The 20,189-nt window shown below is 67.6% G+C and carries 21 protein-coding genes; 15 read left to right on the plus strand and 6 right to left on the minus strand.

The genetic code is table 11. The annotated features are described in order from the left end of the window. From ASE78_RS19370 to pnp, 7 genes are all read left to right on the plus strand, one after another. A partial coding sequence (locus tag ASE78_RS19370) for a hypothetical protein (protein WP_321163078.1) occupies positions 1-258 on the plus strand: 258 nt, incomplete at its 5' end. Positions 259-290: 32 nt separating this feature from the next. Continuing rightward, positions 291-860 carry a hypothetical protein gene (locus ASE78_RS03800; RefSeq protein ID WP_156351274.1) on the plus strand — a complete coding sequence of 190 codons (570 nt, stop codon included), beginning with the start codon at positions 291-293 and terminating at the stop codon, positions 858-860. Between the two features lie 3 nt (positions 861-863). Next, positions 864-1,265 (plus strand): 30S ribosome-binding factor RbfA, encoded by a 402-nt coding sequence (gene rbfA, locus ASE78_RS03805; RefSeq protein ID WP_055761908.1) that lies wholly within the window; start codon positions 864-866, stop codon positions 1,263-1,265. Next, positions 1,266-1,832, plus strand: a complete 567-nt coding sequence (locus ASE78_RS03810) for a thymidine kinase (protein WP_055761911.1) — start codon at positions 1,266-1,268, stop codon at positions 1,830-1,832. It begins immediately after the preceding gene. Then, the gene (gene truB / locus ASE78_RS03815; RefSeq protein WP_056493476.1) at positions 1,832-2,725 is read left to right on the plus strand and encodes a tRNA pseudouridine(55) synthase TruB; all 894 of its coding nucleotides are present in this window, start codon (positions 1,832-1,834) and stop codon (positions 2,723-2,725) included. The genes ASE78_RS03810 and truB overlap by 1 nt, the downstream gene beginning before the upstream one ends. A gap of 12 nt (positions 2,726-2,737) precedes the next feature. Continuing rightward, complete coding sequence (gene rpsO / locus ASE78_RS03820) at positions 2,738-3,007, plus strand: 30S ribosomal protein S15 (RefSeq protein ID WP_056493479.1); 270 nt, start codon at positions 2,738-2,740, stop codon at positions 3,005-3,007. Between the two features lie 233 nt (positions 3,008-3,240). Then, the gene (pnp, locus tag ASE78_RS03825; RefSeq protein WP_056493482.1) at positions 3,241-5,583 is read left to right on the plus strand and encodes a polyribonucleotide nucleotidyltransferase; all 2,343 of its coding nucleotides are present in this window, start codon (positions 3,241-3,243) and stop codon (positions 5,581-5,583) included. A gap of 66 nt (positions 5,584-5,649) precedes the next feature. Here pnp and ASE78_RS03830 read toward each other — a convergent pair whose 3' ends face one another. Further along, entirely contained in the window at positions 5,650-6,165 is a 516-nt protein-coding gene (locus tag ASE78_RS03830; RefSeq protein WP_056493485.1) for a ferritin-like domain-containing protein, read from the minus strand. A 72-nt stretch (positions 6,166-6,237) separates the two neighbouring features. Continuing rightward, positions 6,238-7,020, minus strand: a complete 783-nt coding sequence (hisN, locus tag ASE78_RS03835) for a histidinol-phosphatase (RefSeq protein ID WP_055761927.1) — start codon at positions 7,018-7,020, stop codon at positions 6,238-6,240. Between the two features lie 103 nt (positions 7,021-7,123). Between hisN and ASE78_RS03840 the strand changes: the two genes are divergently transcribed. The 3 genes from ASE78_RS03840 to ASE78_RS03850 all read left to right on the plus strand — a co-directional run bounded on the left by ASE78_RS03840 (position 7,124) and on the right by ASE78_RS03850 (position 9,905). Further along, positions 7,124-8,107: a phospholipase A gene (locus ASE78_RS03840; RefSeq protein WP_056493488.1), complete on the plus strand. Its 984-nt coding sequence runs from the start codon at positions 7,124-7,126 to the stop codon at positions 8,105-8,107. A 71-nt stretch (positions 8,108-8,178) separates the two neighbouring features. After that, complete coding sequence (locus tag ASE78_RS03845; protein WP_056493491.1) at positions 8,179-8,727, plus strand: peroxiredoxin; 549 nt, start codon at positions 8,179-8,181, stop codon at positions 8,725-8,727. A gap of 119 nt (positions 8,728-8,846) precedes the next feature. Then, positions 8,847-9,905 carry a GGDEF domain-containing protein gene (locus tag ASE78_RS03850; protein ID WP_055761936.1) on the plus strand — a complete coding sequence of 353 codons (1,059 nt, stop codon included), beginning with the start codon at positions 8,847-8,849 and terminating at the stop codon, positions 9,903-9,905. 149 nt (positions 9,906-10,054) lie between these two features. Here the strand turns inward: ASE78_RS03850 and ASE78_RS03855 are convergent, their stop codons facing one another. Next, complete coding sequence (locus ASE78_RS03855) at positions 10,055-11,683, minus strand: NAD(P)/FAD-dependent oxidoreductase (RefSeq protein ID WP_056493494.1); 1,629 nt, start codon at positions 11,681-11,683, stop codon at positions 10,055-10,057. 75 nt (positions 11,684-11,758) lie between these two features. Between ASE78_RS03855 and ASE78_RS03860 the strand changes: the two genes are divergently transcribed. The 3 genes from ASE78_RS03860 (at position 11,759) to ASE78_RS03870 (ending at position 16,309) form a co-directional block, all read left to right on the plus strand. Then, positions 11,759-14,128: a DUF3772 domain-containing protein gene (locus ASE78_RS03860; RefSeq protein WP_056493497.1), complete on the plus strand. Its 2,370-nt coding sequence runs from the start codon at positions 11,759-11,761 to the stop codon at positions 14,126-14,128. Further along, positions 14,125-14,871, plus strand: a complete 747-nt coding sequence (locus tag ASE78_RS03865) for a dienelactone hydrolase family protein (protein WP_056493500.1) — start codon at positions 14,125-14,127, stop codon at positions 14,869-14,871. The genes ASE78_RS03860 and ASE78_RS03865 overlap by 4 nt, the downstream gene beginning before the upstream one ends. Positions 14,872-14,932: 61 nt before the next feature. After that, a complete protein-coding gene (locus tag ASE78_RS03870) occupies positions 14,933-16,309 on the plus strand; it encodes a M20/M25/M40 family metallo-hydrolase (protein ID WP_082466996.1) in 1,377 nt (458 codons plus the stop codon). Here ASE78_RS03870 and ASE78_RS03875 read toward each other — a convergent pair. The 3 genes from ASE78_RS03875 to ASE78_RS03885 are packed head-to-tail and all read right to left on the minus strand — an operon-like array spanning position 16,293 to position 18,282. Next, positions 16,293-16,742, minus strand: coding sequence for a c-type cytochrome (locus ASE78_RS03875; protein ID WP_056493503.1), 450 nt, complete (start codon positions 16,740-16,742; stop codon positions 16,293-16,295). The genes ASE78_RS03870 and ASE78_RS03875 overlap by 17 nt on opposite strands. Next, a complete protein-coding gene (locus tag ASE78_RS03880) occupies positions 16,739-17,590 on the minus strand; it encodes a glycosyl transferase family 1 (protein ID WP_056493506.1) in 852 nt (283 codons plus the stop codon). The genes ASE78_RS03875 and ASE78_RS03880 overlap by 4 nt, the downstream gene beginning before the upstream one ends. Positions 17,591-17,622: 32 nt before the next feature. Next, on the minus strand, positions 17,623-18,282 hold the full coding sequence (locus ASE78_RS03885; RefSeq protein WP_056493585.1) for a GntR family transcriptional regulator: 660 nt from the start codon (positions 18,280-18,282) through the stop codon (positions 17,623-17,625). Between the two features lie 195 nt (positions 18,283-18,477). On the opposite strand from ASE78_RS03885, the gene ASE78_RS03890 reads away from it, so the two are divergent. Then, positions 18,478-19,164 (plus strand): extensin family protein, encoded by a 687-nt coding sequence (locus ASE78_RS03890; protein ID WP_056493509.1) that lies wholly within the window; start codon positions 18,478-18,480, stop codon positions 19,162-19,164. Between the two features lie 49 nt (positions 19,165-19,213). Continuing rightward, positions 19,214-20,077 (plus strand): TIGR00730 family Rossman fold protein, encoded by an 864-nt coding sequence (locus ASE78_RS03895; RefSeq protein ID WP_055761956.1) that lies wholly within the window; start codon positions 19,214-19,216, stop codon positions 20,075-20,077. Positions 20,078-20,189: the final 112 nt, after the last annotated feature.

A 20,189-nucleotide genomic window follows, 5' to 3' on the forward strand; every position in this document is an offset into this window, starting at 1 on the left:
GCGGGCAAACATGGTCGCGCCGCCGGTCTGCTGGTCGTCGAAGGGATCATCCGCAAGGCGCTCAAGGCACGCATCACGCGCAACGATGTCATCATCTATCAGGGTGAGATCGCATCGCTGCGTCGCTTCAAGGACGATGTTCCCGAAGTGCGCGCCGGTCTGGAATGCGGTGTCACGTTCACGCAGAACTTCACCGACATCAAGGCGGGCGACTACCTCGAAACCTATGAAGTCGAACTGCGCGACCGTACGCTGTGAGTGAAGGGCGGCAGGGGGCGACCCTTGCCGCCATGCTCTGGCCCAGGCTCCGCTGGTGCGGCGTCTGGGTGGTCGGCGGGGCGGCGGCATTGTTCGTCGCCAATCTGTTCGGTGGCCGAGCGATGCTCGTCGCGGTCGGTCTGCTCGGCGGTTGCTGGCTCCTGCTGGCCCTCGATGGCGTGCGGACCGGCTGGCGCTGGCGCGGGATCGGCATCCCGGCGTTGCTGCTGGTCCTGTTGCCGGTCGTCGCGGTCCCGTTCGCGGGATTTGCCGGCGGACGGGCGCTCTACTGGTCGCATGTCGCACCGCCGTGGTGGCTGCATCGCTCGCATCGCGCTGCCTTCGATGCGGCACTTGCGGGCGGCGAATTACCTCCCGGCGCTGTTGCGGTCGACCGCGATGGCAACCGAACCGCCTTCCGCACCATCGGCGACCCTTCGACGGACTGGGCGGCGATCGTCCATGATCCGACCGATCGCATGGCCGCCGCGCGCGGCTGGAACGGCGGACCGGTCGGGCGCGATATTGCCGCCATGTTCGGCAGCACCACCATCTGGTGCCAGCGACTCGACAGTCACTGGTTCCACTGTCAATTCGGTTGAGCCATGTCAGACACCACCCCCGAAACCCGCTCCGTCCGCCTGTTGCGCGTCGGCGAACAGGTCCGCCACATCCTCGCGGAAATTCTCGCGCGCGGCGACGTGCATGACGACGTGCTCGAAAAACACTTCGTCTCCGTCACCGAAGTGCGCATGTCGCCCGACCTGCGCCATGCGACGGTGTTCGTGAAACCGTTTCTCGGCAAGGACGAGGGCGTCGTGCTGAAGGCGCTGCGCACCAACACCGCCTATCTCCAGTCGGAGGTCGCGCGGCGGGTGAACCTGAAATATGCCGCCAAGCTCAAGTTCCTGATCGACGAAAGCTTCGACGAAGGCGGCCGCATCGACCAGTTGCTGCGCGATCCCAAGGTCGCGCGCGATCTGGAACCGGGCGACGCCGAGGACTGAGTGGCCAAGCTCTATTTCTATTATGCGTCGATGAACGCGGGCAAATCGACCACGCTGCTGCAAGCCGACTTCAACTATCGCGAACGCGGGTTGACGACGATGCTGTTCACCGCCGGAATCGACACGCGCGAGGGGATGGGCGTCATCGGCTCGCGCATCGGCCTGTCGGCGCCCGCCATTCCGTTCGATGCCGCGAGCGACCTGTTCGCGGCCGTCGGCAAGGCACCGGTCGATTGCGTGCTGATCGACGAGGCGCAGTTCCTGACCGGTGCCCAGGTCGATCAACTGGCGGCGGTGGCCGACGATCTGAACGTGCCGGTGCTCGCCTATGGCCTGCGTACCGACTTTCTCGGGCAGTTGTTTCCCGGATCGGCGCGGTTGCTGGCGATCGCCGATGCGCTGGTCGAACTGAAATCGGTGTGCGACTGCGGTCGCAAGGCGACGATGAACCTGCGCGTCGATGCGACCGGCCACGCGGTCCGTGAAGGGCAGCAAACCGAGATCGGCGGCAACGACCGCTATGTGGCGCTGTGCCGCCGTCATTTTTGCGAGGCGATGCGGGGCTGATGCACGGCTGGATCATCATCGACAAGCCGGTGGGGCCGGGTTCGACCCAGGTCGTCTCGGCGGTCAAGCGCGCGCTGCGCCATGGCGGCTATGGCAAGTACAAGGTCGGCCACGGCGGCACGCTCGATCCGCTGGCCTCGGGCGTGCTCCCGGTCGCGGTCGGCGAGGCGACGAAGCTGGCCGGGCGGATGCTCGATGCGTCCAAGACCTACGACTTCACGATCCGCTTCGGGTCGCAGACCGATACGCTGGATCTGGAGGGCAAGGTGATCGCCGAATCGCCGGTCCGTCCGACCCGCGCCGCGATCGAGAATGTGCTGGCGCGCTTCACCGGACCGATCGAACAGGTGCCGCCCGCCTATTCGGCGCTGAAGGTCGATGGCGAACGCGCCTATGATCTGGCGCGCAAGGGCGAGGAGGTGGTGCTCGCCACGCGCGCGGTGACGATCCACGACCTGCAGATCGTGGCGGCCGATGGCGATCCGCTCGAAGACGTCACCCTTACCGCCTATGTCTCCAAGGGCACCTATATCCGCAGCCTTGCGCGCGACATCGCGCTCGCGCTCGGCAGCGTCGGCCATGTCACGATGCTGCGCCGGACGAAGGCCGGGCCGTTCACGCTGGAATCGGCCATTTCGCTGGACAAACTGGCCGAAATGGGTCAGGGGCGCACGCTTGAAGAAACGCTCCTGCCACTGGGGGTGGGGCTGGACGACATCCCGGCTCTATCGCTGGACGCCGATCAGGCAGGGCGGCTCCGTCAGGGGCTTCGCTTGATCGGTTTCGCTGCGACCGACGGTCTGGGCTTTGCGACACTGGACGATGTGCCGGTGGCGCTGGTCGAAACCCTCGCCGGGGAAACCCGGGTCGTGCGCGGCTTCAACCTCGCATAGAAAGGATCTACGATGTCGATCACTCCCGAAAACCGTCAGGCACTGATTCAGGAACATGGCCGCGCCGAAGGCGATACCGGCAGCCCTGAAGTACAGGTCGCCATCCTGACGACGCGCATCCAGAATCTGACCGAACACTTTAAGACCCATGCGAAGGACAATCATTCGCGTCGCGGTCTGCTGATGCTGGTCAACAAGCGGCGTTCGCTGCTCGACTATCTGAAGAAGAAGGACGCGGAGCGCTACAGCGCGCTGATCGCGAAGCTCGGCCTTCGGAAGTAACGGACAAGGGCGGCCCCCACGGGCCGCCCTTTTTCCATGACCACGGTCGCACGACCGTGCGTGAGATTCCCCGGAAAACGGGGTATGGGCTTTGTGACCGGTTGACCGGCCAAGCCGTCCCGCCGCAATCCGGCGATGCGGGACACCGGGCCGAAACGGCCTGATCCAAGGGGTGGAGATTCCACCCAAGCTGCCCCGGCGCGCATCTGGCCGCCGGACGCGAAGGAAACGATATGTTCGATATCAAGAAAAGCACCATGGACCTTGGTGGCAAGACGCTCACCCTCGAAACGGGCCGCGTCGCGCGGCAGGCGGACGGCGCGGTCATCGCGACGCTCGGCGAGACCGTGGTGCTGTGCGCGGTCACCGCCGCCCGTTCGGTGAAGGAAGGGCAGGACTTCTTCCCGCTGACCGTCCATTACCAGGAAAAATATTCGGCGGCGGGCCGTATCCCCGGCGGCTTCTTCAAGCGCGAGCGCGGTGCGACCGAGAAGGAAACGCTGACCAGCCGCCTGATCGACCGTCCGATCCGCCCGTTGTTCCCGGAAGGGTTCTACAACGAGATCAACGTGATCTGCCAGGTGCTGTCGTATGACGGCGAGAACGAGCCGGACATCGTCGCGATGATCGCGGCATCGGCGGCACTGACGATTTCGGGCGTGCCGTTCATGGGCCCGATCGGCGCGGCGCGCGTCGGCTATGTCGATGGCGAGTACGTCCTGAACCCGACGCTGGAGCAGGTGAAGGCGGGCGATCTCGACCTCGTCGTCGCCGCCACCGGCAATGCGGTGATGATGGTCGAATCCGAAGCCAAGGAACTGTCGGAAGAGATCATGCTCGGCGCGGTCGTGTTCGCGCATGATGCGTCGAAGAAGATCGTGAACTGCATCATCGATCTGGCCGAACAGGCCGCCAAGGAGCCGTGGGAGCTGACCCCGGTCGCCGACCAGTCGGCCGCGAAGAAGAAGCTGAAGACGCTGATCGGCAAGGACCTGACGGCGGCCTACAAGCTGACCGACAAGCAGGCGCGCCAGAACGCGATCAACGACGCGCGCACCAAGGCACGCGAAGCCTTCGCCGACCTGAAGGAAAGCGATCCGGCGCAATATCTCGGCACGCTCAAGCTCGTGAAGAAGCTCGAAGCCGAGATCGTCCGCACCGCCATCCTGAAGGACGGCCGCCGCATCGACGGTCGCGACACCCGCACGGTCCGCCCGATCGAGGCGATGGTCCACTTCCTGCCGCGCGCGCACGGTTCGGCGCTGTTCACCCGCGGCGAGACGCAGGCGATCTGCACGACCACGCTCGGCACCAAGGACGCCGAGCAGATGATCGACGGGCTGAACGGCCTGCACTATGAAAACTTCATGCTGCACTACAACTTCCCGCCGTACTCGGTCGGTGAAGTCGGCCGCTTCGGTGCGCCGGGCCGTCGCGAAGTCGGCCATGGCAAGCTGGCGTGGCGCGCGCTGCACCCGGTGCTGCCGTCGAAGGAAGAATTTCCCTACACCATCCGCGTCCTGTCGGACATCACCGAGTCGAACGGCTCGTCGTCGATGGCGACGGTCTGCGGCGGTTCGCTGTCGATGATGGACGCGGGCGTGCCGCTCAAGCGTCCGGTGTCGGGCATCGCCATGGGCCTGATCCTCGAAGGCAAGGACTATGCCGTCATCAGCGACATCCTCGGCGACGAGGATCATCTGGGCGACATGGACTTCAAGGTCGCCGGCACCAGCGAGGGCATCACCTCGCTCCAGATGGACATCAAGATCGCCGGTATCACCGAAGAGATCATGAAGGTCGCGCTGGCACAGGCCAATGAAGGCCGCGCGCACATCCTCGGCGAAATGGCCAAGGCGCTGGGCGAGACGCGCGGCGAGCTGTCGGCACATGCCCCGCGCATCGAAACCTTCACGATCGACAAGTCGAAGATCCGTGAAGTGATCGGCACCGGCGGCAAGGTGATCCGCGAGATCGTCGCCACCACCGGCGCAAAGGTCGACATCGACGACGAGGGCGTCATCAAGGTGTCGTCGTCCGATCCGGCGCAGATCGAGGCTGCGATCAACTGGATCAAGGGGCTGGTCGAAGAGGCCGAGGTCGGCAAGATCTACAACGGCAAGGTCGTCAACCTCGTCGATTTCGGTGCGTTCGTAAACTTCATGGGCGGCAAGGACGGCCTCGTCCACGTCAGCGAAATCCGCAACGAACGGACCGAGAAGGTTTCCGACGTCCTGTCCGAAGGGCAGGAAGTGAAGGTCAAGGTCCTCGAAGTCGATCCGCGCGGCAAGGTTCGCCTGTCGATGCGCGTCGTCGATCAGGAAACCGGTGCCGAGCTGGAAGACAGCCGCCCGGCGCGCGAACCGCGCGAGCGCGGTGAGCGTGGCGACCGTGGTCCGCGCAGCGACCGTGGCCCCCGCGAGGGTGGCGATCGCGGCCCGCGCGAAGGCGGCGATCGCGGTCCGCGTCGCGACGGCGGCGACCGTGGCCCGCGCCGCGACCGTGGCCCGCGTCGTGAGGAATCGAAGGACGATGGCGGCAACGCCGGCCTGCCTTCGTTCATCACCGACAACTAAGACGTCGACCTGACGCAAGAAGGGGGGCCTGCGGCGACGCAGGCCCCCCTTTTTCGTTGCAGCGGATCAGGCTTCGGCGAGTTCGGCCTTGGCGTTGACCTTGTGCTCGGCCATCGCCGTCAGCTTCTCATCGGTCGCGCGTTCCTCGGCGAGCGTCTCGGCCAGCAGGCTGGCGAGGTCCTCGCGACCCAGTTGCCGCGCCCATGCGATCAACGTGCCGTAGCGGGTGATCTCATAATGCTCGACCGCCTGCGCCGAGGCGATCAGCGCCGCGTCCAGCACCTTCTTGTCGGCGATCTCACCGGCGACCTCGTTCGCTTCCTTGATGATACCGTCGATCGCAGGGCAGGTGACGGCCTTCTTGGTCGCGCCGTGCAGTTCGAACACCTGGTCCAGCCGGCCAATCTGCCCCTCGGTTTCCGCCAGATGCCGCTCGAACCCGGCCTTCAGCTCGGGATCGGTCGCCTTTTCGGTCATCTTGGGCAGCGCCTTGAGAATCTGGTTCTCGGCGTAATAAATGTCCTGCAACTGGTGGACGAACAGGTCGTCGAGCGTGGCGATGTCCTTGGAAAACAGGCCCATGACAGGTTCCTTCGCTTGTGGGGTGATGCCCCCCTCAACGATGCGACGGCCTGCTGGTTGCCTGTTCGCGCATCAACCGCCGCGACAGGCGAGCGCTGCAACGACATCCTCCAGCCGGGCGGGGTCGCCGAGCGCGATGACCTCGCCGATGCTGCCGGCATGGAGCGGATCGCCCGCCCAGTCGCTCATCGTGCCGCCGGCGCCTTCGACGACGGGCACCAGCGCGGCGAAGTCGTGGAGCTTCAACCCCGCCTCGACCACCAGATCGATATGGCCCGAGGCGAGCGTGCCATAGGAATAACAGTCGCCCCCCAGCACGGTCGAGCGGACCTTCGCCTCGACATGCTCGAAGCCGTGCAACTGCCCGTCATCGAACAGTGCCGGGCTGGTAGTGGCGAGTAGCGCATCGGCGAGCGTCCGGCACCGGCGGGTCTGCGCCGGGCGACCGTTGAAGGTCGTGCCGCGGCCGACCGCGCCCAGCCAGCGTTCGGCGATGATCGGCTGGTCGATGATACCGAGGACCGGCCAGCCGTCCTCGACCAGCGCGATCAGCGTACCGAAGATCGGCCGGCCGGCGATGAACGAGCGGGTGCCGTCGATCGGGTCGAGCACCCAGTTGCGCCCGCTGCTGCCTTCGCGAACACCATATTCCTCGCCCTGAATACCGTCCGACGGCCGTTCGCGTTCGATGATCGCGCGCATCGCCGCCTCCGCCTCGCGGTCGGCCAGCGTCACCGGGGAAGCGTCGTCCTTGATCTCCAGCCCGAACTCGGCACGGAAGCGCGGGCGGATCGCCGCGCCCGCCGCATCGGCAAGTTTCATCGCAAGGGCGAGGTCGGCGGCGGTGACAGGCATGCGGGACCTTTTCGGCAGCGTGGATCGCCCCCGAATAGGCGGGGTGACGGGCAAAGCGCAAAGGATACTCGCAGCGGTCGCAAATCGCTGCCACACCCGCATCATGCTGCTCCTCGCCCTGCTCGCCGCCGCCCCGCCGCAAATCCGCATCGTCGCCGAACCGCCGGCATCGATCGCGGCGGCAGGCGAGGGTGTCACCGTCTTCGCGCTGAACGAAGGCGATGCCGCCGCCGACACGGTTCCGGTGCCGATCGACATGGTGGCGGCCGACGGCACCTCGCTGCGCGTCATGCCGGAAAACGACGGGGCGGTTTCCATCCCGGCCGGCGGGTTCCGCCGGCTGCGCTATCGGATCGTCACCGTGCCACCGCCGCCAGCCCGCGAAACGGTGATCGCGACCGCTGACGGCACCGCGTCGGGCTTCCTCGACCGGTTCGAACCGCATGAACCGATCTATGGCGTGTTCGGCTTCGGATCGGACGGGGCGAAGCTGCAGTTCAGCCTCGCCGTGCGACCGTTCGACGGGGCGGGGGTGCTGGACGGTGTACGGGTCGCATGGACGCAGACGATGTTCTGGGCGATCGATCAGTCGTCGGGACCGTTCCGCAGCACCAACTACAGCCCCGAAGTCTATTATCAGCGCAACGTCACGCCACAGTTGGTGGCGACGGGCGGCTATGCCCATGATTCGAACGGGCGCGGCGACATGGGGTCGATCGACGTGAACCGTCTCTACCTTGCCGCCAGCTATGCTTTGCCGCTTGGCGATGGCTGGCAGGTCGAGGTCGCGCCGAAGCTGTGGAGCTATGTCGGCACCGGCTACCGCGATCTCGATCGCTATTGGGGCAATTGGTCGCTGGGCGCGGTGATCGGGCAGCGCGATGGGCTGAAACTCGCCGCAAGGGTACGCAATCCGCTGGGCGTGCGGCGCGCGGGGGAAGTGCAACTTTCCTATCCGCTCGCCCGGATCGGCGGCGGCACCGCGCTCTATCTCTTCGGACAGGCGTTCAGCGGCTATGGCGAGGCGATTGACGACTATCGGCTGCGCACCACGACCGCGCGTATCGGCATCAGCTTCACCCGCTAGGGACAGGATGGCACCGCCTTGCGAAGCTGCTAGGCTGTGCGCCAATCGTCACTCCCCAAGGACCTGATCCGATGCGTATCGCCCTGATTGCCGCCGCCCTGTGCCTGCCCTTCGCCGCGCCGCTGTCGGCCGCGCTCGCGCCGGGAGCGAAGGCTCCCGATTTCACGACCCGTGCAGCAATCGCCGGGCGGGCGTTCACGCTCAACCTGCGCTCGCAACTGCGCAAGGGTCCGGTAGTGCTGTACTTCTTCCCCGCCGCCTTCACCGGCGGATGCAATGCGGAAGCAAAGGCGTTCGCCGATGCGGTCGATCAGTTCAAGGCGGCGGGGGCGACCGTCATCGGCATGTCGGCCGATCCGATCGACAAGTTGCAGACGTTCAGCACCCAGCATTGCGCCGGCCGCTTCGCCGTCGCCGCCGCATCGCCCGCCACGATCCGTGGCTTCGACGTGGCGCTGTCGCGTCCCGCCACCGGCGGACAGCCTGCCCGCGTGATGACGACGCGCACCAGCTATGTCATCGGCCGCGACGGGCGGATCGCCTTCGTCCATTCCGACATGAACCCGGCCGATCACGTCCGCACCACGCTGACGGCGGTACAGGGCCTCGGCCAACGGTGATCGGTTCGTCTGCGAAACGGACCTTCCCAAAAGGTTAACGGCGCGGCAACCTGATTTTAGCGGTCGCTCGCTACCCCCTGCCGCTCAACCTTTGACCGGCAGGGAGACGGCGCTTGTTCATGGACCGACAGATCGAAAGCGCGCCGGACGCCACGGCCGATGGTCTGTTTCAGGCAATCGGCCGCTTTCTGTTCGACCAGCGGCTGGAGCCGACGCCGGTCAACTACGGCTTCGCCTATCGCGTCCTCGGCGATCCGGCGGGGCCGCTGGCATATGCCGTGGCGACGCTGACCGATGGCGGGGTCCGGCTGACCAGCGACGAGGTGCTGACGCTCGGCGAACGGGTCGAGGCAGGGGATGTCGTCGGTCGCCGGATCAGCCCGCCCGACCGCCGCCTGTCGTTCCACGCCGAAACCGAGCGACAGGTCGCGGGCTTCGAATCGATCATGCAGGGGATCGTCCACGAAACCCACGCCTTCGGCCGCGATCTCGCCGCGAGCGAGGATGCGTTGCGGAAGTCGCGCGAAACCCATCCCGACAGCGACCTGTTCCTCACCGAACTGGCGCGGATCACCGCGCAGATGCGCGAACGGGTCGACGTCGCCGAAGCCCGGCTGGCGCAGGCGACGCAGGAGGCGAGCGAGCTGCGGCGGCAACTCGCCCGCGCCCGCGACGATGCACGGCGCGATGCGCTGACCGGCCTGCCCAACCGCCGGGCGTTCGAGGAAGCGCTGGCCGTCACCACCGGCGATTCGTGCCATCTGGCGATCTGCGACGTCGATCATTTCAAGGCGATCAACGATCGCTACGGCCATCCGGTCGGCGACCGCGTGTTGAAGGCGATCGGCGCGACGCTCGCCCGCGCCTGCGAGGGGCATCTTGTCGCCCGCTATGGCGGGGAGGAATTCACCATGCTGCTGAGCGACGTTTCCGCCGACGAAGCCTGTGCCCTCCTCGAAGCAGCCCGCAGCGCGGTCGCGGCGCGGCGCTATCGGTTGCGCGAGAACGACCAGTTGATCGAGGGCATCACCCTGTCGGCAGGGATCGTCACCTTGCGCGGGGACGAAAGCGCGTCGGATGCGCTGCGCCGCGCCGATGGCTATCTCTATGCGGCGAAGCAGGCCGGGCGCGACCGGACGGTCGGCGAATTCTGTCAGGGATCGGTGGAGATCACCTGACCGGAGCAGGGCGTGTCCGTCCTGTTCCGTTTCGCCGACCTTCAGCGCCGTGTCGTCGCGCCCGGTGCCGCCCGGCTGGTTTCCACGATCCTGTTCCCGATCGCGGCAGCGACCCTGCCCGTCGCCACCGTGCCGGCGGTCGCTTGGGGTCAGCGGGCGGCGGTCATTGCCTTGGCCACCGCTTCGGCGACCTTGATCCCGTCGACCGCCGCCGAGAGGATGCCGCCGGCATAGCCCGCCCCTTCCCCGGCCGGGAACAGGTCGCGGGTGTTGACGCTCTGGAAATCCTCGCCCCGTCGGATGCGCACCGGCGACGAGGTCCGCGTCTCGACCCCGGTCAGCACCGCATCGGGATGGTCGTAGCCCGGGATCGTCCGCCCGAACACGACCAGCGCCTCGCGCATCGCCTTCACCACGAAATCGGGCAGCACCTCGGCCAGATCGGTCAGCGTCACGCCGGGGCGATAGGAGGGTACGACGCTGCGCAACGCCGTGGAGGGCCGTCCGGCGAGGAAGTCCCCCAGCAACTGCGCCGGCGCGCGATACCCGCCCCCGCCCGTGTCATAGGCCTTCGTTTCCAGCGCGCGTTGCAACGCGATGCCGGCAAGGGGGTGGCCCGGATAGTCGCGCATCGGATCGATGCCGACGACGATCCCCGAATTGGCATTGCGTTCGTTGCGCGAATATTGGCTCATGCCGTTGGTCGCGACCCGTCCCGGCTCGGAGGTGGCGGCGACCACCGTACCGCCGGGACACATGCAGAAGCTGTAGACGGTGCGCTGGTTGCTGCAATGATGCGATAGCGTATAGGCCGCCGCCCCCAGATCGGGATGGCCGGCGCACGGGCCGAAGCGCGCTTGATCGATCCAGCTTTGCGGATGTTCGATCCGCACGCCGACCGAAAACGGCTTCGCCTCCAGCATCACGCCGCGATCGTGGAGCATCTCGAACGTATCGCGCGCGCTGTGCCCCAGCGCCAGCACCACCGGCGCATCAACCGCCATCGTTTCCCCGGTCGACAGGTGCAGCGCCGCCAGCCGCCGCGTGCCATCACCCTGCGTCTCGATGGTCAGATCGTCGACCCGGTGGCCGAAACGATATTCGCCGCCGAGTGCCTCGACGGTCGCCCGCATCGATTCGACCATCTGGACCAGCCGGAACGTCCCGATGTGCGGATGCGCCTCGGTCAGAATTTCCGGCGGCGCCCCTGCCTTCACGAATTCGATCAGCACCTTGCGGCTGAGGTGGCGCGGGTCCTTGATCTGGCTCCACAGCTTGCCGTCGGAAAAGGTGCCCGCCCCGCCCTCGCCGAACTGCACGTTCGATTCGGGGTTCAGTTCGCTCCTCCGCCACAGGCCCCAGGTGTCCTGCGTGCGCTCGCGCACCACCTTGCCGCGATCGAGGATGATCGGGCGGAACCCCATCTGCGCGAGGATCAACCCGGCGAACAGACCGCACGGCCCGGCGCCCACGACGATCGGTCGCGGACCGGCATAGTCGGCGGGCATGGTGGTGACGAAGTGATAGCCGGTGTCGGGCGTCGGCCCGACCGTCCGGTCGCGGCGGGTGCGCCCCAGCACCTGCGCTTCGTTCTTCAGCGTCACGTCGACCGAATAGACGAGCTGAATATCGTCCTTGTCGCGCGCATCATGCGCCCGCCGGGCGATGGTGTAGCGGATCAGGTCGCGCGGGGTGATCCGCAGCTTGTCGCGAATCGCGGCGACCAGCGCCTCTTCGGGATGATTGAGCGGCAGTTTCAGTTCGGTGATGCGCAACATCGGCGCATTTAAACGCGCTGCGCCACGAAGGGAACCGCCTTGGCGTGCCGCGACGATGACGATAGGCCATGGCGCATGACGCCGCTTTTCCGGATCGTGTTCGCCCTGTTCGTGCTGCTGATGGCGCCTGCCGCCCGGGCGCAGTCGGACCCCGTGGCCTATGCCCCCCGGCTCGACCGCGCGGCGAACGAGCTGGGCACGGTCGATGGCTTGCTCGACACCCGCCCCGAACGCGATGCCCGCGCTACCTTGCGAACCCGTGCGCAGGTGGTCCGCAGCGACACGCTCGACGCCGCACAGCAGTCGCAGGCCGAACTGACCCGGATCGACGCGCGCCTTGCCCAACTGGGGCCTGCCGCGACCGGCGAGGACCCGGCGATCCGCAGCGAACGCGCCGCACTGGCTCGCCAGCACGGCGTCCTCGATTCGGCGACCAAGCGCGCGCGGCTGCTCGCGGTCGAGGCGCAGCAACTGATCGACGAAATCAGCGCGGGCGAGGCCGCCGAATTCAGCCAGAAGCTGTTTGGCAAGGTATCCTCGCCGCTCACGCCGGCGTTCTGGAGCGCGATCCTCCACGCCATACCGCGCGACCTGCACCGGTTGCAGCGCTTCGTCGCCGTCGAGGCCATGACGATCGGCCAGCCGGGGTTGCACCATCTATGGCCGCTGCTGACCGGGCTGGCCGTCGCCATCGCACTGCTGGGACCCGCGCGGCTGGCGATGGGGCGGGTCGGGCAACGCCTGCTGATCGAAGGCGCGCCGGGCCGCCGGGTCCGGCGATCCGCTAACGCGCTGTGGCGGGTGCTGGTCGGCACGCTCGCCCCGTTGCTGGCGACGGCGGCGGTAGTGGCGGGTGCGCGCTGGTCGGGGCTGGTCGCCGACCGCTGGGACGGACCGCTCGACGCATCGATCTTTGCGATCGGGTTCGCCAGCTTCGCCAGCGCGGTGCTGGGCGCGGTGCTGATGCGCGGCCAGCCGAGCTGGCGCGTCGCGCCGATCGGTAACGATGCAGCGAACCGGCTGCGCCCGTTCTCGTTCCTGCTCGCGGGTCTCGCGGCGGTCGCGGTAATGCTCGATTCGATCAATGCCGCGATCGGCGTCAGCGATGCGGCACGCACCGCGGCGCATGCGCTGCTCGCCCTGCTCCACCTGTCGCTCATCGCCGCCGCGCTGTTCGCGATCGGCCGGCTGCGCAGCACGCGCGACGACGGCATCACCGCCCCCGCCGATACCGGGCGTGCCGCGATCGCGCTGGTCGCATGGGGCATCGTCGTGGTCGCGCTGCTGGCGCTGGTGATCGGCTATATCGGCTTCGGCCTGTTCCTCGGGCAAATGGTCGCGTGGACCGTGGTGCTGGGCGGCGCGGTCTATCTGGCGCTCACCGCGATCGACGATGTCGCGACCTCGGCGTTCGATCGCGGCAGCCGGCTGGGGATCGCGCTGATCCGTGGGCTGGGGGTGCGCGGTGGCACCGTCGACCAGTTCGGCGTGCTGCTGTCGGGCGTGTTGCGGGTCCTGCTCGCAGTCGTCGCGCTCGGGCTGTGGCTGCTGCCGTTCGGCGGCAGCGGCGTGGCGGACGTGTTCGCGCGGCTGGGCGATCTGGCGCGCGGGGTCGAGGTCGGCGGGGTCGCCATCTCGCCCGGCGCGATCCTGCGCAGCATCGTCGTGCTGGTCATCGGGCTGACGCTGGTGCGCGGCTTCATGCGCTGGCTGGAGGGACGCTATCTTCCCGCCACCGATCTGGATGGATCGGGGCGCAATTCGGTCAGCCTCGTCGCGCGCTATGTCGGCATCGCGCTGGCGGTCATCTGGGCGCTCGCCTCGCTCGGCATCGGGATCGAACGGATTGCGCTGCTCCTCTCGGCGCTGTCGGTCGGCATCGGCTTCGGGCTTCAGGCGATCACCCAGAATTTCGTTTCCGGCCTGATCCTGCTCGCCGAACGACCGATCAAGATCGGCGACCTGATCCGCGTCGGCACCGACGAGGGCGACGTGAAGCGCATCAGCGTGCGATCGACCGAGATCACGCTCGCCGACCATTCGACGCTGATCGTCCCCAATTCCGAACTCATCACCAAAAGCGTGCTGAACAAGACGCTGGCGTCACCGCTCGGCCGCATCCAGATCCAGTTCTCGGTCCCGATCGGCACCGATGCGGCGCGGGTCCGCGCCATCGTCCTCGAAGCGTTCGCGCGCGAGGATGCGGTGCTGGCCGATCCGGCACCCGCCGCCTTCATCGATTCGATCGTCGACGGGCGGATCGCGTTCAACTGTTTCGCGCATGTCGATTCGCCCCGCTCGGCCTATGGCGCGCGCAGCAACGTGCTGCTCGAACTGCTCGTCCGCTTTCCCGCCGAAGGGATCGAGATGGGCACGGTGCCGCAGCGGCTCGAACTGGTTTCGCCCTTGCCAGCACCGCCCGACGACCGCACAGGCAATCCATGATCCTGCTGACCGATCCACCCGTCGACCTGCCCGTCCACGAGGGCGCGGTGATGCGCACCCATGTGTTCCGCCCGGCGGCGGAAGGGCGCTTCCCCGGCGTCGTGCTGTATTCGGAAATCTATCAGGTGACGGCGCCGATCCGGCGGCTGGCGGCATTCCTCGCCGGGCACGGCTATGTCGTGGCGGTGCCCGAGGTCTACCACGAATACGAAGCGCCGGGCACGGTGCTGGCCTATGATCCGGCGGGAACCGATCGCGGCAACGAACTGAAATTCGCCAAGCCCGTCGCCGCGTTCGACGCCGATGCAACGCGGGTGATCGACTGGCTGGAACGCCATCCCGCCTGCACCGGCGCGATCGGTGCCGCCGGCGTGTGTCTGGGCGGGCATCTCGCCTATCGCGCCGCGCTCGACCCCCGCGTGCGCGCCACCGCCTGTTTCTACCCGACCGACATTCATTCGGGCACGCTGGGCGAGGGCCGCTGTGACGACAGCCTCGCGCGGATCGGCGAGATCGGCGGCGAACTGCTGTTCGTGTGGGGACGGCAGGACCCGCACGTCCCCTTCGCCGGGCGGCAGGCGATCCGCGAGGCGCTGGAAAATGCCGGTACGGCGTATGAATGGCATGAGGTCAACGCGCAGCACGCCTTCCTGCGCGACGAGGGACCGCGCTACGATCCGGCGCTGTTCGTGCAGGCGACCGGATGGATGCTCGCGCTGTTCCAGCGGGCGTTGCGCGACTGAGCCTTGCGTGGACGCGGGCGGCGCGGCACCAAGTGCTGTCCGCTTCGTGGGAGATCGAGTGATGCGCTGTCTGGCCGCCCTTTTGTCCGCCGCCCTGCTCGCCACGCCCGCGCTGGCGCAAGGCCCGACCACGCCCGGCGGCAAGGAAGCGTTGACGCTGCTGTCCAAGGGGATCGCGTTCCGCACCGTCGCCGGTCAGGGGCAAGTGCCGGCCTATGCCGCCTATCTGAAGGCGCAACTGGTCGCCGCCGGCCTTCCCACCGACGCGATCGAGTTCGTGGCCATGGGCGATACCGGCTATCTGGTGGCGCGCTATGCCGGGCGCGACCGGGCGGCCAAGCCAACGGTGCTGCTCGGCCATATGGACGTCGTCGCCGCCGATCCGGCCGACTGGACGCGCGATCCGTTCACCCCGGTGGTCGAAGGCGGCTATGTGTTCGGACGCGGATCGCTCGACAACAAGGGCGATGTCTCGATCCTCATCGCCACGCTGATGCAGTTGAAGCGTGCCGGCTGGGTGCCGGCACGCGACGTCGTGCTGCTGCTGACCGGCGATGAGGAAACGACGATGGCGACGACCCGCGCCGCCGCCGAACGGTTCAAGAACGCCGCACTGGTGCTGAACGCCGACGCCGGCGGCGGCACGTTGGACGAGGCGGGCAAGCCGACCGTCTATGGCTTGCAGGCGGCCGAGAAGGTGTACGGCGACTTCCGCCTGACGATCACCGATGCCGGCGGCCATTCCAGCCGCCCGGGACCGGTCAACGCCATCGCCCGACTGGCGGCGGCGGTCGGCCGGATCGCCGCCTATCGCTTCCCGCCCGAACAGAATGCGATCACCAAGGCGTATCTGGCAGGCAGCGCCGCCAACAACCCCGGCCCCACCGGCGACGCGATGCGCGCCTTCGCCGCCAACCCGAAGGACACCGCCGCCGCCGATCTGCTGTCGTCGAAGCCCGAATTCGTCGGACAGGTCCGCACCACCTGCGTGCCCACGCAGTTCAACGGCGGGCATGCGCCCAACGCGCTGCCGCAGCGCGCGGTCGCCAACATCAACTGCCGCATCTTTCCCGGCACCTCGCGCGCGTCGATTCAGGCGAAGCTGACCAGCCTCATCGCCGATCCGGCGATTCGGATCGAGCTGATCGACAACGGCACGATCGAGGCGGGGGCATCGCCGCTCGAACCGCGCGTGCTGGCGGCGGTGCGGGCGGCGGTGGCGAAGCGCGCGCCGGGCACGCCCGTCATCCCGGCGATGGAAGCGGGCGCGACCGATTCGATGCACTTTCGCGCGCGCGGCATCCCCGCGTTCGGCATCGGCAGCGTGTTCATGAAGCCGTCGAACGAATTCGCCCATGGCCTCAACGAACGCCTGCCGGTCGCGTCGTTCGACGCCGGGGTCGCGTGGTGGGAGGCGCTGCTCAGGGCGCTGGCGTAACCGGTCCGGCCGAGCGCAGATAGGCGATGATGTCGGCGCGCCGCAGCGGGTCGGCGATTCCGCCGAACATCATCCGCGTGCCCGGCACCATCGCGACGGGGTTCGCCAGCCAGCGGTCCATCGTCGCCGCGTCCCATCGTCCGCCATGGTCGATCAGCGCCTGACTATAGCCGAAACGCGGATCGGCGGCCATGGCGCGTCCCATGATGCCGTACAGATTGGGACCGGCGAGCGCCTGCCCACCCTGTCCGATCGTATGGCACTGGCCGCATTGCCCGAAGGCGCGTTTGCCGGCATCGACGCTGGCGACGCGCAGCAGCGCGTCGAGCGAGGGGTTCGGCCCCGCCGCGCGCAATCGGGCCGCGCGGTCGTCGTCACCACCGCCGCAACCCGCCAACAGCACCGCCAGCGCGAACATCACCGCCGCTCTCATCGATCGCGCCGCACCGTTTCCCACGCCACCCGCTGCAACGCGACCGCCGTCTGCGGCGACAACCCCAGATCGCGCGCGGCGCGCTCGTCTGCCCCTAGCTTGCGCACGTCATGGCCCGTCACCTGTCCGAAGATCGTCAGCGCCTCGAGATAATAGCCCTCGGTGCTGCCGTGATAGTGATCGTTGCCCCACAAGCCGATCTTGCCCGGATCGATCCCGTCATAGGGGTTGGCGTCGGCAAGGCCGGCGGCGATCGCGCGGTTCCACGCCAGCCCGACCGGCACGACGCGGCGGACGCCCGGTGCCTGCCGCTTCGCCGTCCGGTTCGCCCTCGCCAGGTCCTCGGCCATCGTCGCGATCGGCTTGCCCGACCACGGGCTGCCGGGGCGGTAGGTCAGATCGGCGCGCGACCAGGTGCTGACCAGCCGCACATCGGCCTTGGGGTTGCGCGCCCGGATCAGCGCCGCGAGCCGCGCGGCGGCGACGGCATGGCGCGTCGGGTCGCCCGGCCGCTGCGCATCGAGCGTCGAATAGCCCTGCAGCAGTACCACGTCCCATCGCCGGTCGATTTGCGCGCGCTTATTGGCGGCGTGATACGCCAGATCCTTGCCCGGTGACGTTTCGAGGAACACCTGCCAGTCGAGCCCGGCCTGTTCGGCGAAGCTGCGGAACAACGCGGGCACACCGCCGATCCCCTCGCCGTTCAGGTCGGTGACGCTGTCGGGGCGGTAGCGTTCGACCGGCGATCCCGCGCCGAAGGTGAAGCTGTTGCCGACGAACAGGATGTCGCGCGCCGCCGCCGGCGACGCGGTCAGGATCAGACAGAGGGTCAGGACGGTACGCAGCATCCCGGCCACCCTATCGGGTCCCACATCCGGCGTCACGCCGCCTTGCTGGCGGCCTCGAACTCGGCGCGCAAATCCTCGATGGTGGCGATCAGATGGCCCTTCAGCATCGCCTCCACCGCCGGTCCGTCGCCGGCCAGCCATGCGTCGAGGAGCAGTTTGTGTTCGACATGCGCCCGGTCGCCCCGTCCGGCGGGGCGCAGATGGGCGACGACATAGCGTTCGGCGAGGACCGACAGGCGTTCGACCAGTTGCACGGTCAGCTCGCGTCCCGGCGCGCGGACCAGCGCGGCATGGAACGCGCGGTTGCACGCCGCCGCCTCGACCAGATCGCGGGTCATCGCCGCGTCGAGCCGTTCGAACGCATCGAGCAACTGCGCGCGATACGTGTCGTCGGCACGGGTCGCCGCATAGGCCGCCGCCGCGGGTTCGACGACGATGCGCAACTCGTAGATTTCCTCGGCCTGTCCCGCCGACATCGGCTGGACGGTATAGCCCCGGTTCGCCTGGCTGGCGATCAGCCCCTCCTGTTCCAGCCGGGCCAGCGCCTCGCGCAGCGGAATCTTGCTCACGCCCAGTTCGGCGGCGAGCGAATCCTGCCGGATCGGCGCGCGTTCGATCAACGCCCCGCTGACGATGCGTTCGCGCACGATTTCGAAGACGCGGTCGGACAGGGTACGGACGTGAAGCGTCACACGATATTCCTTCGGCGGCGGAGGCATTCACGCCGAAGCGTGTCGTTAGGCATATGCGCTGATTGTTTCAGATGCCCGCCCCACGATCAATCCGCTTTGTGACACCGGTATCCAAAATATCTTCGACGTGAGTGGGTTACCGCCGATCGCATCCCGACTTGCGCGCGCGGACCGCGCATGGGACGTCACCGGGCAATGTCCGCGTCGTGGTTCCATGCCCTTGCCCTCTCCGCGATCCTGCTGTTGTCGGCCTGCGCCGGCGGCGAGCGCGATACGCCGGCACCGCCCGCCATCCGCCCCCGCCCGGGCGGACCGATCACGCTGACCGGTGCTACGCAGCGCGACACGCAGCAATGCTATGCCGATCTGTCGGCGGCGGGGGTCCGTTTCAGCCCGCTGCCCGACCGCGATTACGGTTCGGGTTGCGTGGTGCTCGGCGCGGTGCAGTTGCTCGACATCGGCGTGCCGGTTGCGGGGCTGAAGGCGATCCGCTGTCCGGCGGCGCGGGCGATGATCGGCTGGATTCGCCATGGCGTGCGCCCGGCGGCGCGGCAGATGCTGGGCAGCGACGTGGTGAAGATCGACAGTTTCGGCACCTATGCCTGTCGCGGGATCGTCGGTGGGGATGCGCGCTCGGCCGGGCGGGTGTCCGAACACGGCCTTGCCAATGCGGTCGACATCGCCGCCTTCGTGCTGGCCGACGGGCGGCGAATATCGATCGAGCGCGACTGGAACGGCGACGATGCCGACAAGCGCGAGTTCCTGCGCGTGATCCAGCGATCGGCCTGCAAGCGATTCGTCACCACCCTCACCCCCGATTACAACGCCGCCCATTACAATCACCTCCACCTCGACATGGGCGGGCGACCGCTATGTCGTTGACGTATCGCGCTTGCTTGGGCGGGGGGCGGTGCTTACAAGTCCATCGTCTATGACCGACACCAAAGTCCCGTCCCGCGTGTTCCGCGGGGCCAAGCAGGAAGCCGAAGCCGCCCGCACGCAGCTCGCCACCCCGCAGACCGAGCATCCCGCCTATCGCCTGGCGTTCCAGGACATGGAATTCCTGCTGCGCGAGGATCTGCGCCCGGTGCGGTTCCAGCTCGAACTGCTCAAGCCCTCGCTGCTGCTCGACGAGGCGAACATCGCCTCGACCTTCGTCATCTATGGGTCGGCGCGCATTCCCGAGCCGGACAAGGCTGAAATGCTCCTCGAGCTGGCGCAGGACGATGCCTCGCGCGCGATCGCCGAGCGGATGATCGCCAAGGCGCGGTATTACGACGTGGCGCGCGAACTGGCGTTCCATGCCAGCCAGTTCCCCAATGACACGAACGGCAAGCGCCATTTCGTCGTGTGTTCGGGCGGCGGTCCCTCGATCATGGAAGCCGCCAATCGCGGCGCGAACGAGGCGGGGGCCGAATCGATCGGGCTCAACATCGTCCTGCCGCACGAACAGGCGCCCAACCCGTACGTCACCCCGGCGCTGTCGATGCAGTTCCACTATTTCGCGCTGCGCAAGATGCACTTCCTGCTGCGCGCGCGGGCGGTGGCGGTGTTCCCCGGCGGCTTCGGCACGTTCGACGAGAGCTTCGAGCTGCTGACGCTGATCCAGACCGGCAAGATCGATCCGATCCCGGTGCTGTTCTATGGCCGCGAGTTCTGGGAACGGGTCGTGAATTGGGACGCACTGGTCGAGGAGGGCGTGATCTCGGCCCGCGATCTCGACCTCATCACCTTCGTCGAAACGGCTGAGGAAGGCTGGGACGTGGTCAAGCGGTTCTACGCCGACAAGAAGTAGGCGGTTCGGTTTCGAAGCTTACGGATACCGTTATGCTCCCCTCCCTGACAAGGGAGGGGTCGGGGGTGGGTAGGCTTGGGGCAGGCGGATACGTTCCCTCTCGGGCCGGGGC

It is taken from the genome of Sphingomonas sp. Leaf25 (genome assembly GCF_001421635.1).
In the GTDB taxonomy this organism is placed as follows: domain Bacteria; phylum Pseudomonadota; class Alphaproteobacteria; order Sphingomonadales; family Sphingomonadaceae; genus Sphingomonas.